Origin of the sequence: Trichococcus sp., from assembly GCF_049684335.1 — a bacterium.
Classification (GTDB): Bacteria; Bacillota; Bacilli; order Lactobacillales; family Aerococcaceae; genus Trichococcus.
On record NZ_JBAVFV010000012.1, the window covers coordinates 102,653 to 117,405 of the forward strand.

The 14,753-nt window shown below is 50.9% G+C and carries 15 protein-coding genes; 2 read left to right on the top strand and 13 right to left on the bottom strand.

Going from position 1 to position 14,753, the window contains the following annotated elements; genetic code table 11:
* Positions 1-361: 361 nt before the first annotated feature.
* Genes WBM30_RS02565 through WBM30_RS02575 form a run of 3 tightly spaced genes read right to left on the bottom strand, consistent with a single transcriptional unit; the run spans position 362 to position 4,953 of the window.
* Positions 362-2,224, bottom strand: a complete 1,863-nt coding sequence (locus WBM30_RS02565; RefSeq protein ID WP_424899226.1) for an ABC transporter ATP-binding protein — start codon at positions 2,222-2,224, stop codon at positions 362-364.
* Positions 2,221-4,449, bottom strand: a complete 2,229-nt coding sequence (locus WBM30_RS02570; protein ID WP_424899227.1) for an ABC transporter ATP-binding protein — start codon at positions 4,447-4,449, stop codon at positions 2,221-2,223. Before WBM30_RS02570 ends, WBM30_RS02565 begins: the two co-directional genes overlap by 4 nt.
* Positions 4,450-4,473: 24 nt before the next feature.
* A complete protein-coding gene (locus tag WBM30_RS02575) occupies positions 4,474-4,953 on the bottom strand; it encodes a MarR family winged helix-turn-helix transcriptional regulator (RefSeq protein WP_424899228.1) in 480 nt (159 codons plus the stop codon).
* 155 nt (positions 4,954-5,108) lie between these two features.
* On the opposite strand from WBM30_RS02575, the gene WBM30_RS02580 reads away from it, so the two are divergent.
* Positions 5,109-5,495, top strand: a complete 387-nt coding sequence (locus tag WBM30_RS02580; protein ID WP_424899229.1) for an MmcQ/YjbR family DNA-binding protein — start codon at positions 5,109-5,111, stop codon at positions 5,493-5,495.
* Positions 5,496-5,531: 36 nt separating this feature from the next.
* On the opposite strand, the gene WBM30_RS02585 is transcribed toward WBM30_RS02580, so the two are convergent.
* The 10 genes from WBM30_RS02585 to WBM30_RS02630 form a co-directional block, all read right to left on the bottom strand.
* A complete protein-coding gene (locus WBM30_RS02585) occupies positions 5,532-6,251 on the bottom strand; it encodes a 16S rRNA pseudouridine(516) synthase (protein ID WP_424899230.1) in 720 nt (239 codons plus the stop codon).
* A gap of 110 nt (positions 6,252-6,361) precedes the next feature.
* Positions 6,362-6,880, bottom strand: a complete 519-nt coding sequence (locus WBM30_RS02590; protein WP_424899231.1) for a nucleoside-triphosphatase — start codon at positions 6,878-6,880, stop codon at positions 6,362-6,364.
* Between the two features lie 10 nt (positions 6,881-6,890).
* The gene (locus WBM30_RS02595; protein ID WP_424899232.1) at positions 6,891-7,505 is read right to left on the bottom strand and encodes a hypothetical protein; all 615 of its coding nucleotides are present in this window, start codon (positions 7,503-7,505) and stop codon (positions 6,891-6,893) included.
* Positions 7,502-8,350, bottom strand: coding sequence for an FAD binding domain-containing protein (locus tag WBM30_RS02600; protein ID WP_424899233.1), 849 nt, complete (start codon positions 8,348-8,350; stop codon positions 7,502-7,504). Before WBM30_RS02600 ends, WBM30_RS02595 begins: the two co-directional genes overlap by 4 nt.
* Positions 8,344-8,820: a (2Fe-2S)-binding protein gene (locus tag WBM30_RS02605; protein WP_424899234.1), complete on the bottom strand. Its 477-nt coding sequence runs from the start codon at positions 8,818-8,820 to the stop codon at positions 8,344-8,346. Before WBM30_RS02605 ends, WBM30_RS02600 begins: the two co-directional genes overlap by 7 nt.
* Positions 8,817-10,943: a xanthine dehydrogenase family protein molybdopterin-binding subunit gene (locus tag WBM30_RS02610; protein ID WP_424899235.1), complete on the bottom strand. Its 2,127-nt coding sequence runs from the start codon at positions 10,941-10,943 to the stop codon at positions 8,817-8,819. Before WBM30_RS02610 ends, WBM30_RS02605 begins: the two co-directional genes overlap by 4 nt.
* Before the next feature lie 10 nt (positions 10,944-10,953).
* Positions 10,954-11,532, bottom strand: coding sequence for a nucleotidyltransferase family protein (locus WBM30_RS02615; protein ID WP_424899236.1), 579 nt, complete (start codon positions 11,530-11,532; stop codon positions 10,954-10,956).
* A 219-nt stretch (positions 11,533-11,751) separates the two neighbouring features.
* Entirely contained in the window at positions 11,752-12,294 is a 543-nt protein-coding gene (locus WBM30_RS02620) for a DUF2202 domain-containing protein (protein WP_424899237.1), read from the bottom strand.
* Positions 12,295-12,431: 137 nt separating this feature from the next.
* Positions 12,432-12,767: a DUF1622 domain-containing protein gene (locus WBM30_RS02625; protein WP_424899238.1), complete on the bottom strand. Its 336-nt coding sequence runs from the start codon at positions 12,765-12,767 to the stop codon at positions 12,432-12,434.
* A gap of 48 nt (positions 12,768-12,815) precedes the next feature.
* Positions 12,816-13,193 carry an iron chaperone gene (locus WBM30_RS02630; protein ID WP_424899239.1) on the bottom strand — a complete coding sequence of 126 codons (378 nt, stop codon included), beginning with the start codon at positions 13,191-13,193 and terminating at the stop codon, positions 12,816-12,818.
* Positions 13,194-13,435: 242 nt separating this feature from the next.
* Between WBM30_RS02630 and WBM30_RS02635 the strand changes: the two genes are divergently transcribed.
* A complete protein-coding gene (locus tag WBM30_RS02635; protein ID WP_424899240.1) occupies positions 13,436-14,713 on the top strand; it encodes an NRAMP family divalent metal transporter in 1,278 nt (425 codons plus the stop codon).
* The last annotated feature ends 40 nt before the right edge of the window (positions 14,714-14,753 follow it).

Here is a 14,753-nt window from a genome sequence, read left to right on the forward strand (position 1 = left end):
TGATGCAGTTTTCTTGTCATAATCGAGAACTTTCTAGAATAAAAAGTGCATCACCATAGGTGTTCCATAGAGTTGCAAAATGTTCCATGCATCCAATAATGATGGCTAGCTTCACGGGTAAGCCCTTCGGAAATTATTTATGAAGGAACCCCTTGTCTCTTCGAGCCAAGGATACTGTTCGACTAACCTGCTGACGCAGGAAGTCTCTCAGCATATTGCGCTCTACGATGCTCAGTTGCATGGGACTTTTAGGGATTCATCCCTTAGAGTCCCAGTACAAGGTGACCGTAGGGAACGTTGCATGGCACGATTTCCTAAATTTCTTTCAGGGCTGAGCGAACCCGTTCCGCTTTTCTTTTTATTATTCGCCCTCGTCGAATTGGCTGTTGTAGAGGTCGGCGTAGAAGCCGCCTTTCGCCAGCAATTCTTCGTGGGTGCCTTGTTCGACGATGTCGCCGTTGTTCATGCAGAGGATCAGGTCCGCATTTTTGATGGTCGACAGGCGATGCGCGATGATGAAGCTGGTTCTGCCTTGCATCAGCGTATCCATTGCTTTCTGGATCAGCACTTCCGTCCGCGTATCGACCGAGCTTGTCGCTTCATCCAGGATCATGATTTGCGGATCGGCTAAAATGGCACGTGCGATCGTCAGCAGTTGTTTCTCTCCCTGAGAAACGTTGTTGGCTTCCTCGTTCAGGACCATATCGTAGCCATCCGGCAACGTCCTGACAAAGTGATCCACCTGCGCAGCTTTTGCGGCGGCGATGACTTCTTCATCCGTCGCATCCAGTTTACCGTAGCGGATGTTCTCCATGATGGTTCCGTTGTACAGCCACGTATCCTGCAGCACCATCCCGAATTCCGTCCGCAGATCGCTGCGCGTGAAATCGGTAAGGTTGTGGTTGTCGATGTAGATGGCTCCACCCGTCAAATCGTAGAAACGCATCAATAATTTCACCATCGTCGTCTTGCCGGCGCCGGTAGGACCGACGAGCGCGACTTTTTGTCCTTCTTTGATATCCGCGGAGAAGTCCTTGATGACCAGATGATCCGGTTCATAACCGAACTTGACGTGCTCGAAGCGGACATTCCCTTTGACATCAGCAGTCGCCATTTCGATTTTCGCTTCGGTCACGGTCTCTTCTTCCTCTTCCAGGAATTCGAAAATACGTTCAGAGGCAGCCACCATCCGTTGCAATTGACTCCCCACTTGAGCGACTTGCGTCAAAGGTTGCGTGAAGTTGCGCACGTATTGCAGGAAGGCTTGGATATCCCCGATTGTCATGTTTCCGGCAGCAGCCATCGCGCCACCCATGATGCAGACCACGACATAACCAAGATTTCCGATTAGGCTCAACAAGGGCATCATCAAACCGGAAAGGAATTCAGCCTTGAACCCGGCCTCGATCAACTGATTGTTTTCTTTGTCGAAAGCGGCAACGGATTTTTCTTCCCCGTTGAAGGCTTTCATGACCACATGTCCGCCGTACATCTCTTCGACATGGCCATTGACCGCACCCAAGTAGTTCTGCTGGTTGGCGAAGTGCTTCTGCGACTTCGACATGATCAGCATCAGGAGCATCATAGAAACGACCAGAACCACAAGAATGACGAGCGTCAGCGGCCAACTGATCGTCAGCATCATGATGAAGACACCCACCAAAGTCGTGATCGACGTGATAATCTGGGTGAGGCTCTGGTTCAGGCTGGTATTCAGGGTATCCACGTCATTCGTGATTCTGGAAAGCACATCCCCTTGGCTGTTCTTGTGGAAATAGGCCAGCGGCAATTTGTTGATTTTCTCCATGATGTCTTTACGCAGTTTATAGGATACTTTTGCGGAAACACCCGACATCAGAAATCCTTGCAGATAAGAGAAAGCGGCACTCAGCACGTACAAGCCCAAGAGCCCCAACAGGACTGTTCCGATATAATCGAAATCGATTTCGCCGGATCCGCCTGTGAATTTCAGCATGATTCCGGCTACCAATTTGTCGATGGCCAAAGCCATGATTTTTGGTCCTACGATTCCAAAAAGGGAGGATGCGATCGCCAATAGGAAGACGACTGCCATCAACCATTTGAACGGCGATAGGTACGCAGCCAATTTTTTGAATCCGCCTTTGAAGTCCTTCGCTTTTACGACCGGCGCGCTCATTCCGGCCATCGGACCGTGACCTCCGCCAGGGCCGCCTTGCGGTTTTCTTTGTTTCATTTCGCTCATGCTAATTCCTCCTCTGAAAGCTGAGATTTAGCAATTTCTTGGTAAGTCCCACAGTTTTTCATCAACGTATCGTGAGTCCCTATCCCGACGATCCTGCCTTTATCAAGGACGATAATCTGTTCCGCATCCATGATGGTGCTGATCCGTTGCGCCACAATCAAAACAGTTGCATTGTTTGTATAGGCATGCAATGCAGAACGCAACGCCGCATCCGTTTTGAAGTCCAAAGCAGAAAAGCTGTCGTCAAAAATATAAATCGGTGCTTTTTTCACCAATGCACGGGCAATGGCCAATCGTTGTTTCTGGCCTCCGCTGACGTTTCCGCCACCTTGTGCGATGGCGGTTTCGATTCCGTCTTCCATCTCCGATACGAAGTTTTTCGCTTGAGCGACTTCAATGGCTTTCATGATGTCTTCCATAGAAGCGTCGTCTTTTCCGTACAGAACGTTTGAGGCGATATCCCCGGAGAAGAGCATTCCCTTTTGCGGAACGTAGCCGATGTTGCGGCGCAGATCGGCTTGGGTCATTTTCCGGATATCGATGCCGTCGATTTCGATGGCGCCGTCCGTCACATCATAAAAACGTGGAATCAGATTGATCAACGTCGATTTACCTGAACCGGTCGAACCGATGATTGCCGTCGTTTCGCCTGGTCTAGCCGTAAAGGAAATATTGTTCAACACATTCTCGCTTGCCTTCGGATAATGATAAGAGACATTATTGAAGGTGATGAGGCCTTCGTTCTTTAGGCTCGGTTGCGCATCGATTGGGTCCATGATGCTCAGATCCGTATCCAACACTTCCCCGATCCGTGTTGCCGAAACGGAAGCACGCGGCAGGAAGATGAACATCATCGAAATCATCAAGAATGCCATGATGATCTGCATCACATATTGGATATAGGCCATCATATCACCGATCTGCAGTGCAGAATCAGCGACTTGCTGGCTACCGAACCAGATGATCATCAGCGAAACGCCATTCATTACTAGCATCATCGCCGGCATTAAGAGGGACATCAAGCGCTGAACAAAGCGGTTTGTATAGGTATAGTCTTCATTGGCGTCATTGAAGCGGTTTTCTTCAAACGGTTCATTCCCGAAAGAGCGGATAACCATCATGCCGGAAAGGTTCTCACGGCTGACCAGATTCAATCTATCCGTCAAGCTTTGCAGTACTTTGAACTTCGGCATCGCAATCGAGAGGATCGACATCATGATACCGACAAGGGCGATAACCGCAACGGCGATCGTCCATGCCAGTGAGACACTCTTGTCGATCGCCATGATAAGACCACCCGTAGCCAAAATCGGTGCATAGCACAGCATGCGGATACCGATTGTGATCAGTTGCTGGATCTGCTGCACGTCATTGGTCGTGCGGGTGATCAGGGATGCGGTCGAAAAGTTATCGAACTCAGTGTTGGAAAAACTTTCGACTTTGGCGAAGACATCCCTTCTCATCCGGCCGGACACTTTCGCGGCGATCCGGGAAGAGAAATACGCGACCGCTACGGATGCAACGGAGACAGCGACTGCGATGGCGAGCATCTGTGCGCCCTTCGTCATAATGTATTGGTTCTGGAGCGCATCCATATCCGCTCCTAGGTCTTCATAGAAGAGTTTCGTAAACAGGATCCCGATTTGGCTGTAGAGCATCGGTTCGGCAGCATCCGCAACGTCCATGGACGCCACGAAAGCTTCCTGCGGCATCTGCTGCAGTTGCGGCAACAGCGCGTACAGTTGGTTCATATCGACGTCCTCGAAGCCGCTCTCGGCATCGACTGCCGAAGCATTGCCTTGCTGAGCAGACATTTCTTTCATGAACGTTACGAAGCTGTAGCTTGCCTTTCCGAAGATGCTCTCCAACAAAGACAATTGTTCCTCATCGGTTTCATCCAGCACGTAGAAGTCCGCTTCTTGGCTTTCCGGAAATTCTGCGCTGTAGGCCTCGGCTTCTGCCGATCCGCCCGCAATCAGCTGATAGCTATTCTGGAACGTTTCCTTGTCTGCTTCATTCATGAACAGCGTCATGAGCGCGAAGCCATCCGCCGGCAGAGCTTCAGGCGCTTCCTGTTCGACACCCCCATTTTGGATACCGGTATTGACGATGTCACTCATCAGATTCGGCAGGCTCAATTCCCCGATTGCCTGACCGAACAAAATCAGCAGGCTGACCAGGATTGTGCCGGCAAACGGTTTTAAGTATTTCATTATTACTTTCATATGCAATCCCTTTTCTTTCCTGATTTAGTTGTTTTCTTTTTTATGCAGAAGCCCGTGTCCGTGTTGGTGGCCGCAGCCGCCTTCCAGGTTGTGCAGCATCCTTTTGAAGCAGTCTTCTAATACGTCCAGTTCCTCATCGGTGAAGCCTTCAAAAACTTTTTTGTTGGCTTCATGCAAAGCCCGCTTCATCTCCTCCGAGGCGGCGATGCTTTTTTCGGTCAAATGGATGCTCTTGGAACGGGCATCCTTCGAACTGACCGTGCGTGTGACGAATTCCTTTGCTTCCAACCGTTTGATGATTCCAGTCACGGTCGGATTGGTAAGGTTGAACTTCTCTTCGATATCTTTTTGGATCACTTCCTCATCGGCATGGCTCTTCAGATAAAAAAGGACATGGATCTGGGATGTGGTCAAATCGATTTTACCCACCATACGGTTCATTTGCTCCTTGAATTGGTTATGGAGCATCGGAATGTAAGCTCCCATCATCTCGCGTGATATCAAAATGTTTCCTCCTTTCCAAACAGTTATACATAGCACGCTATCTATTATCGCATTATCCATCCATATGTCAATGGATTCGACACGATACAAGCCAATTTCGGAAAAATTTTATATAATGGAGGGAGCATCAAATGAATTGGAAAGAAGGTCCGTAAATGGAAATCACACCCACTGTCCGTAGCCGGCTGATAGCCCTTTGCCAAGAGCACGCGCACGTCATCGAAGACTACCCCTTCGGCGACTCGGATTGGACCGTCATGCGCCACGAAGGAAACCGCAAAACCTTCGCCTACATCTATGAACGGGACGGCGAAACTTGGCTGAACGTGAAGAACACCCCCGAGCGGAACGACTATCTGCGCGAGACGATTCCGGAAATCATGCCCGCCTATCATATGAATAAGACCCACTGGATCACCCTGCGGCTCATCTCTGAAGAGCTTTACCCGATTGCGGACCGAATCATCACGGAAAGCTATCGGTTGACACAGACCAAACCCAGGAAAAAAGCAAGGGTACGCCAAAAAGAGGAAGAGCTGTAATCAGCTCCTCCTCTTTTTGGTTAATTTACTATCTTCTTAGCGGAAATATGGCTTCAGTTGTTCCAATTCCTTATCGTTGAGCGGCCGATAGCTCCCCGGAGGAATCGACTCATCCAATTCAATCGGTCCCATCGTCAGGCGTTTCAGATAGATGACTTTCTTGCCGACCGAGAGGAACATCTTCTTCACTTGGTGGAATTTCCCCTCGCTGATGTCCAGCAGCACGCGGCTTTCCTCGTCACCTTGGCTGAGGATGGTCAAACAGGCCGGCTTACAGGTCGTCCCTCCGTGGAAGACGATCCCTTCTGCGAAGGCTTCCTGATCGGCGGCGGTCACGCGCTCGTTCACGACGACTTCATAGCGCTTCGTCACTTTTTTGTGCGGTAGCAATAGCTGATAGCCCAGCTGCCCGTTGTCCGTGATCAGCAGCAGCCCTTCCGTATCCTTGTCCAGCCGCCCCACAGGATAGAGGCCCGGTCTGCGGTCGGATGGGTCAATCAGATCGATGACGGTGCGGTTGCCCTCATCGGATACCGCAGTCACGACGCCGGCCGGTTTGTGCAGCATATAGTAGACATTGGTGCGGTGCGTCAACGTTTCCCCTGAGACGATGACCGTCTGGAGTTGCGGATCGACATTGTGCTTGTCCGTCAGCACGATTTCCTCATCGATGCTGACTTGTTTGCTTCTGATCAATTTTTTCACTTGTCCTCGCGAACCGTAGCCGCATTCGCTGAGCAGTTTGTCCAATCGCATCCAGCCTCTTCCTTTCTGTTACGTTATTTTGCAGTCTTTCCATTTTAAGCGTAAAAGAGAAGAGACGCAAGCCTCGTCAATTGTTCACAAAAAAATCCCCCTCGTTTTAATCAATGCGAGAGGAATGTTTGATTTTCAACTTGAATCAGGCGATATGCCCCGATTCCGAATTTTTTCACCACCTGATCCAAGTTCTTTCGGTTGATGCAAAGGTAAAGCTCCTTATCGCTCGCCAGCAGATCCTTCAATACTTTGCAGAACCCTTTTCCTTGCAGTTCAACTGGACCGATTTCATCCAGCAGGACGATTCTGATCAACGGATCGGAAAGGATATCCTGGATTGCCTGCTCGGCAACCACGAAGGGCTCCCGCAGGAAAGTGAAACGGTCAAATATGAAGCTGTCCTGCTGAGGTGGCGCTTCATCAGGCTTGCACAATCTGATTAAAGGAACTGTTTTTCCGGTCACCAGTCTTTTCAAGTCATAGCCTGCGAACGCGCCCTGCTCCGAAAAAGCTTTGATGCTAGCGAAACCGTCGGCCGTACCGACAGGCAAATCATGGTAGAGCCTGATCAGCTCCGGTGTCTTTCCTGTGTCCATTTCACCTGTGATGATGTTCACGTGTCCCATGCCGTCCCCCCTAAAACGCAAGTGTCAGCATGATGGCCGTCGCCAGCGCAGCATAGGCAACCAACGGTGGCACCGCAACAGCGCGTTCTGTTCTTTCAATTTTAAGATAGGCGAGCATCAAAATGGCATTAACTAGACTTTCCAAGAGCAGGAAGCGCAGGCTGACCTGCAGTCCGTCCGTCACAAGCGCGGCCGGAAGATTAATGAGCGAAATCAGGAACAGATAAACGAGAAAGACTGCCCGCCACAGGAAACCCATCGAAAAAACCGACGCAAAGCCGACAGCAAAACGCCTTCTTTCAGCATAGGCGAACACGAGCGCCACCGCCAGGCCTTCCAACAAAATGGACAGGGCCGGATTGAGTATCCTGATCGGGATGTTCGCCGGAATCAGGAAATCGCAGCACTTGATCGACGCCGCAACCAGTGCCACCTGAAAGACCGCATCGGCCTTCCTGGCCGCCAAGTAGCTTTTCCTCATGAAATAAAAGGCGACAGGGAACATCACGAACCCCGGAACTCCGGGCAGTTGGATCGCGGCCATGTGCAGCACATATCCCAGCGTCGCCTCGGCTATCCCCCACAGCGAACCCCAGTAGACAATCTGAATGGCTTTCTTGTTCATTTCGCCAGCCCCCTCCCGATGAAATCCTCCAGCAGCTGCAAGGATACGCGCCGCCGATAGTCTGCCGTGGAACGGGTGTCGTTCAATGGTGCAAACAACTCCCCATATCGCGTGCGCAACGTTTCTATTTTTGCGTCCAGTTCGGCTTCTGATGTCCGTATTAAAATCTCTTCGCAGGCCCTATCCCTGACGGCAGTCGGAGCTACGGAACCGAATGCGATCCGCACATCTTCGATTACGCCGGCTTTCTTGATCGCCACTGCATAGAAACTCGCCTTGGAGATGGCGTTGACTTTCCTTCCGCCGACTTTCCGGTAATAAACTATCGGAAAGTCGGAAAGCGGTATCATGATTTCCGTCACCAGTTCATCGGGTTGAAGCAGCGTCTGTTTGGCAAAGGTGATGAATTGTGCGACAGGCAGTTTGCGTGTCCCATGCATGGACGCCAAGGTAGCCTCCGCTTCGAGCGCGTAGAGCATGGGCAGGCTATCACCCGATGAAGAGGCATTGCAGAGGTTTCCCGCCAGTGTCCCCATATTCCGGATGGCGGGGGAAGCCATCTGGCGGATCGGCAATTTGATGTAATCCGGCACCAAAGGATGTTCCAGCAGTTCGGAAAGTGTCACGGCTGCGCCGATCATAAGCTTTCCCTCTACGATTTCGATACGCTTAAGTTCCGCAAGATTTCCGATGTGGAGCACATCCATCGAAAAATTCGGCGGCATGCCGTTCCAGCATCTGTATTTCACCATCACATCGGTTCCGCCGTTGATGATGAGTGTCTCGTGCAAAGTCCTGATCCTGAGCGCACCTTCCAGAGTTTCCGGAATGAATACTTTCACCATAATCCTCCCACCTCCCTTGATGCGGCCAAAATGGCGTCAACGATCATCGTATAACCCGTGCAGCGGCACAGATTACCCGAAATGCCTTCCCGTACCTCCGCTTCTGTCGGATGGGGATTTTTCGAGAGCAATGCCTCCGCCGCCATGATGATACCCGGCGTGCAGAAACCGCATTGGACGCTTCCGTACTCCGCCAACTTATTTTTCAGCAGTTGGAACCTTTCCGTCTCCCGATAGCCTTCGATGGTCCAGATGTTTTTTCCGGCAACCATGGCTGCCGTGACCAAGCAGGAATTTACCAAACGGCCATCCAACAGCACGGCGCAAGCGCCGCACTCGCCTTCCCCGCAGCCTTCCTTAGCCCCTTTGCAATCCAGATCATCCCTGATGATATCGAGCAGCCTTCTGGAAGGATCCGATTTCAGCAAGACCTCCTGCCCATTCAGTTTGAAAGAAATGACTTCCATCATGTCATCAACTCCCTTATGTATTCCGGGGTCACCGGGATACGGTCGATTTTTTTGCCGATTGCCTGTTCCACAGCGGCCGCGAATGCCGGAGCGGCTCCAATCATCGGTAACTCTCCCAACCCTTTGGCCCCGAATGGCCCTCCAGCATAAGGGTTTTCGATCAATTCAAACGCGATCCGCGGAAAGTCCACGGCCGCCGGGATCAGATACTCGGAAAGACTGTCCTGCAGCAGTTTTCCTCCCTGAGCCTGGAGCCTTTCCATGGCTGCGTACCCCAATCCCTGCATGATGCCGCCTTCAATCTGCCCCTGCACGATTTTTTCATCTATCGGCGTTCCGATATCGTAAACTGCCCAAACGCCTTTGGTTTCGACTTCATACGTTACCGGATCGACTGCCACTTCGACTACATTGACTCCCCATGAATATTCCGGATAAGCATTCCCGGCCAACTTCTCGCTGTCCCAGGACAACTGTTCCGGATAAACATAATCCTTCACCACTTCGAATGTTTCCTCAGCCCACCGTGTCTTGACCTCCTCGGAACATTCCTGCAGCAGCCGTCCGACGATCATGATCGTCCGGGATGCCACAGTGGGCCCTGAGTCGGGGCACTCGGCGGTATCCGGATAGGTCAGTTTTACTTGTCCGATCGGGATGTCCAAGGTTTGGGCGACGATTTTGCGCAAGGTTGTCAGAGCCCCTTGGCCGATTTCGGTGCTCGATACAAAAATCCCCACCGTTCCGTCTGAATATTTCTTCAGCTTCACCCTTGATTTCAGCAGTTCCGCCTCGCCGGCTCCGGTGAAGCCGCAGCCATGGAAGAAGAAAGAGCAGCCGATTCCATTCCAGCTACTCTTATCGGAGCCGAAACTTTTATGCTTCGCTTGATAATCGGATAGCCTTTTCACGGCGTCGGCGATTTCAGGCAATTTGATGTCGGAATGGAAGACACCGCCGGTCGAAGAGGTATCCCCTTTTTTCAGGAAGTAGCTCCTCCGCCATTCCAGCGATTCGACGCCCAATTCGGCCGCGATATGCGCCATATGCATTTCGATGGCGAAGAATGCCTGAGGTCCACCGAAGCCCCGGAACGCGCCGGTCACGATGTTGTTGGTCGCATAAGCTTTCCCCGTCACCTTCAGATTCGGGACATCATAAACGCCGCAGACCGAGAAAATCGTCCTCTGCAACACGACGCTGGACAATCCAGCATAGGCCCCGGCATCCAATTTGACGTCGACTTCCCGAGCAATGATGCGGTCATTCTCATCCAGATGGCTCTTGATCTTGATGATGCTGGGATGGCGTTTGGTCGAGGCACGGATATCTTCCGGCCTGTCAAACACCAATTGGACCGGTTTGCCCGTCTTGATGGCCGCCAAAGCCGCATGCACTCCCGGAATCGAAGGATATTCCTCCTTACCGCCGAAACCTCCGCCCGTTGGCAGCTGAACGACTCGCACGCGTTCGTCCCCCCAGCCAAGCGCTTGCTTCAGGCCGCTGTGGATGTAATACGGACATTGCATCGAGCCGTAAACAGAGACGCGCTCACCGTCGTAGATTGCTAGCATCGCTTGCGGTTCCAGGTAGACATGCTCCTGGTAGCCAGTGTGGAATTCATCCTCGATTACCCGGACTGCCCGCGCCGCGGCTGCATCGGGATTGCCTTTTGCGTATTCATAAGCGACAAAATAAGGCTTGTCGCCGAAAATAAAAGAATCCGTTTGTTCGATGCCAGCCTCGATCGACAGGATCGGCTGCAGCAATTCATAGTCCACTTCTATTTTCCCAATGATATCGAGGATGGTTTCCTTGTCCGGCCCCACGACCAACAAGATTGGTTGGCCAATGTAATTGACTTCATCCATGGCAAGGAACGGCTGATCCTCATAGACAATCGGCACGATATTCTTGCCCGGTATGTCATGGTGGTCGACGATCGTGTACCCTTCCGGCAATTCCGGAAAACGGATTGCGCGTATTTTTGCGCGCGGCACCTCAGAACGCAACGTCCGTGCGTACAGCATGCCCTCCGGATGCAGATCGGCGCAGTATTTGGCTTTCCCGTCCACCTTATCATCGAAATCGAAACGCTTGATGGATCCGCTGATCTTTTCCATCTCTTCACCTCTATTCTTTCGCTTGAAAATAGTCCACTGCTTTGGCGTAATCCTCCGGCGTGTCGATGTCCCAAAGAATCTTCGGATTATCCACCACGATGATTTCCGCTTTGTTTGCGCTTATGTATTCCCGCAGGCTTTGGCAACATTCATCCGCCAACAGTCCTTCGATTGCACGGCGGCTCAACATGACCGGATGACCGCGCTTTCCCTGATAGGCAGGCAAGACGATATCCCCTTTACTGACCAACAACTTTTCGCAGACTTCAGGGGTGATGAAAGGACAGTCGCCGGGTAGGATGAGTACACGCTCCCCTTCTGTATGCCACAATCCCCCCTTCAAAGAGGAGAACATGCCTTTTTCGCAGTCTGCATTGTGAACGAAGACGACTTCCCGGCAGTGGCCGACCGATTCCATCACAGCTCCGGCATGGAACCCCGTCACAACGACGATGCGTTTGCAGAACGGACGTAGGCTGTCGATGCTTCTTTCAATGACCGTCCGGCCGTTCAGGTCCAACGTCATTTTCGAGTTCCCAGTCATCCGGGAGGATTTTCCGGCGGCCAAGATGATGCCTTCGATTCCCATTACATCATCCCTCCCTTATAAAATGCAGCGCTTACATTCATAAACTGGTTTGTTCTAACCTTATCTCCATTATACACCCGATTGTTCTGCTTCCCAATGCTCGGATGAACACGGAAAGGAAAATTGTCTGGGAAGTATTCTGCCTTTTGCGTTTTCCCATACAAAACAAGCCCCGCGCAATGAGTTTATTATGCGCGGGGCTTGTTTTATGGTTTTGCATCATTTTTTTCTTCCGGCTCCGTCGGGATTTCCGGCGACGCCGCGTTCAAAGGCTGCCAAATGGTTTTCGGATGCGGCAATCAGACGTTCAAAGACGCTTCTGACATCTTCCGGCAAATCTTCGGCCTGAAGGAATTGCCCATAAACAGAGATGTTTTCGATTTCGCCTGCCACGCCTTTTTCAAAGCTTTCCGCTAAGGATGCCGGCAATTCAATACGGGCCACCGCTTCATTTTCCGGTACTTCGAAGCCGTAAGTTTCGAACAGCGGCAACAACAAGGAGATGTGTGTGCCTTCCGCTTTAGCGATACTCGTGAATGGTTTGACCGTTCCGTATGCATCCATGATCGCGAGATAGGACGCTTCGGCCATATATTCATCCTGGATGGCGTAAACCAACATTTCTTCTATTGTATACGTTTCGCCTTCGCTGACAGCTGCTGCGCCATATAACGCTTCATCCTCGGATGCCATGACGCCTGTGCCGCTGAACAATAAGACTGCCAAAGCCCCGCCCACTATTCCGTTCATCCATTTCTTCATCTCGATCCGCTCCTTTTTTGTATGCTTCGTGATCTTCATTTCTACAAGTTCAGTATAGGAAAGAAGTATGTCGAAAGAATGGCAAAATCAGGGCAGAAAGAGAACGTTTCAAAGCTAAAGGAAGACGCGTGAGAAAATCAGTCCCCTTCTTCTGAATTGGTGCTCTTGATTTCCCAGTGGATAACTACCGTCAGCACAACCCGCAGGATGACGATGGCCGAGAGCACGATGAATTCATCTATCGTCTGGATGATGACCGTCTTCAGTATTTCCGCGGCCAGTTTGAATTCCAGACTGAACGCCAGCGCTTTGGCCAATTCAAGTTTCGGTTTATTATTGCTCAGATTCAGCTTGTATTTAAAAAACAGATACAATGACTTGATGCATCCATAGAGGATGATCAAGACGCCGATGCCCTCGATCAGGCTCGCAAGCGTCGGGATGACTTCGGTTAAGACTGCATGCAAATTCATGAACGTCCCTCCTTTTTCCATATTCAAATTTGGTAATGCATCCGTTCTTTATTTGCTTTGTTTCTTTTTCCCCTTCGCTTCTTCGACCCGGAAGCGGACAATCCGGCGCACAAGCTCGTATGGGATAGGTTTCGTCAGCGGAAATTGGATGGCGCCTTTTGAAGTCTTGTAATCCGTCAATTCTTCCTTAAAAGCCGCAACGCCGCTTGGTGCCGGATAGAAACCGATATGATTTTTCTGCACAGCAAAATGCACCAAGTTCCCGTTCAGGTAGAAGGTCGGCATCTGATAGCTGATTTTCTCAGTTGCATCGGGCGCCTCTTCCTTTATCAGCCAGCGTAATTCCTGCAGAATTGCCTGGATATCCTCATCATAGCGGCTGATGTATGCATCGATCGTTTCAATTTTTACAGCTGATTCTTCCATCTTAGTCCACCTCAATAGTCAGAATTTTTCGTTGTTTGCGTTTCTATCAATAGTATATCACAGGCTGATGCACGCGCTTGCAAGCCAACCGGATAGTGGGTATTATGAAGGTAAAGAAGAGAAAATAACTGGACAAACCCGCGCTCCCTTATCCCACTGCTGACCGACAGTGATGATGGCCAACACAACTATTTTTAGGAAGTCAGATTGCAGATGCACAACCCAATAAGGGAGTGAGAAAGATGCGCAATATTCTCAAAAAGACAAAAAAATTCTTCAAAAAATTTGGACCTGGCGTCATCACCGGAGCCTCCGATGATGATCCATCCGGCATCGTCACCTACTCGCAGACCGGAGCCATGTTCGGCCTTCATCTGTTGTGGCTTTCTCCGATTTCGTGCATCTTTGCGATTGCCATCCAGGAGATGTGCGGACGGATCGGGATGGTGTCCGGTAAAGGGCTGACAGGGATTATGAAACAGTCCTACCCTAAGTGGGTAAGCTATCCGGCAATCTCCCTTCTGTTCATCGCCAATACAATCAACATCGGTGCCGATCTGGGCGCGATGGCTGCGGTAGCTCAGATGGTGCTCGGTTTGCCGTTCATTTTTTGGATCCTAATTATGACGGTCCTGACCTTGGTCCTGGAAATTTTTATGGACTATAAGCATTATTCGAGATTTCTGATGCTGCTGACGCTTTCCCTGTTCGCTTATTTTTTCACGGCATTCACGGTCCGCCAGGATTGGGGTGCAGTCCTTCAGCATACCCTTATCCCAACCTTTTACCCTTCCCGGGAATTCACGCTCAATGTGGTGGCCTTTTTAGGGACGACGATTTCCCCTTACCTGTTTTTTTGGCAAGCGGATGAAGAAGTGGAAAAAGAGATCGTCGAGCATAAAATCAAAGGGATTGGCATCGGGAAACCGCGCATCTTTGTCAAGGATATCAAGGACATGAAGATTGATACGATTGTCGGGATGTTCTTTACGACCGTCACTGCTTTCATGATTGTGTTGACGACGGCCGGGACCCTTCACCTCAGCGGCATCACCACCATCAATTCCGCGGCGGAGGCCGCTCAAGCGCTTCGTCCATTGGTGGGAGACTTCGCCTATTGGTTGTTCGCTTTGGGCATCATCGGAACGGGACTGCTTGGTGTGCCTGTTTTGGCTGGCTCCTCGTCCTACGCCATTTCTGAATTTTTCGGTTGGGAGACGGGTTTGGGTAAAAAACTGAAGGAGGCGCATGGTTTCTACGGCGTCATCACCATCGCCACGCTTGTCGGACTGACGATCAATTTTATTGGGATTGATCCGATGAGGGCCTTGTACTATTCCGCGGCCATCAATGGCTTGATGGCACCGCCCCTGATGCTTCTGATCCTGTTCATAGGGAACAATAAAAAAGTGATGGGCAGCCATACCAATCGCCGTTTGGGAAATGTGGTCGGCGGCATTGCGACTTTGGTTATGTTCGGCATCGGCGTAGTGTTCTTGAAGGATTTTTTCGGTTTATAGAGGAGCAAGCCTGCTGCCGTTTTCGCCCCCTCTCACTTCT

Bases quoted from the DNA above. Each gene is read 5' to 3' on its own strand.
- WBM30_RS02565 (WP_424899226.1), bottom strand. From the start codon at position 2,224: ATGAGCGAAATGAAACAAAGAAAACCGCAAGGCGGCCCTGGCGGAGGT.
- WBM30_RS02570 (WP_424899227.1), bottom strand. From the start codon at position 4,449: ATGAAAGTAATAATGAAATACTTAAAACCGTTTGCCGGCACAATCCTG.
- WBM30_RS02580 (WP_424899229.1), top strand. From the start codon at position 5,109: ATGGAAATCACACCCACTGTCCGTAGCCGGCTGATAGCCCTTTGCCAA.
- WBM30_RS02585 (WP_424899230.1), bottom strand. From the start codon at position 6,251: ATGCGATTGGACAAACTGCTCAGCGAATGCGGCTACGGTTCGCGAGGA.
- WBM30_RS02590 (WP_424899231.1), bottom strand. From the start codon at position 6,880: ATGGGACACGTGAACATCATCACAGGTGAAATGGACACAGGAAAGACA.
- WBM30_RS02595 (WP_424899232.1), bottom strand. From the start codon at position 7,505: ATGAACAAGAAAGCCATTCAGATTGTCTACTGGGGTTCGCTGTGGGGG.
- WBM30_RS02600 (WP_424899233.1), bottom strand. From the start codon at position 8,350: ATGGTGAAAGTATTCATTCCGGAAACTCTGGAAGGTGCGCTCAGGATC.
- WBM30_RS02605 (WP_424899234.1), bottom strand. From the start codon at position 8,820: ATGATGGAAGTCATTTCTTTCAAACTGAATGGGCAGGAGGTCTTGCTG.
- WBM30_RS02610 (WP_424899235.1), bottom strand. From the start codon at position 10,943: ATGGAAAAGATCAGCGGATCCATCAAGCGTTTCGATTTCGATGATAAG.
- WBM30_RS02615 (WP_424899236.1), bottom strand. From the start codon at position 11,532: ATGGGAATCGAAGGCATCATCTTGGCCGCCGGAAAATCCTCCCGGATG.
- WBM30_RS02620 (WP_424899237.1), bottom strand. From the start codon at position 12,294: ATGAAGAAATGGATGAACGGAATAGTGGGCGGGGCTTTGGCAGTCTTA.
- WBM30_RS02625 (WP_424899238.1), bottom strand. From the start codon at position 12,767: ATGAATTTGCATGCAGTCTTAACCGAAGTCATCCCGACGCTTGCGAGC.
- WBM30_RS02630 (WP_424899239.1), bottom strand. From the start codon at position 13,193: ATGGAAGAATCAGCTGTAAAAATTGAAACGATCGATGCATACATCAGC.
- WBM30_RS02635 (WP_424899240.1), top strand. From the start codon at position 13,436: ATGCGCAATATTCTCAAAAAGACAAAAAAATTCTTCAAAAAATTTGGA.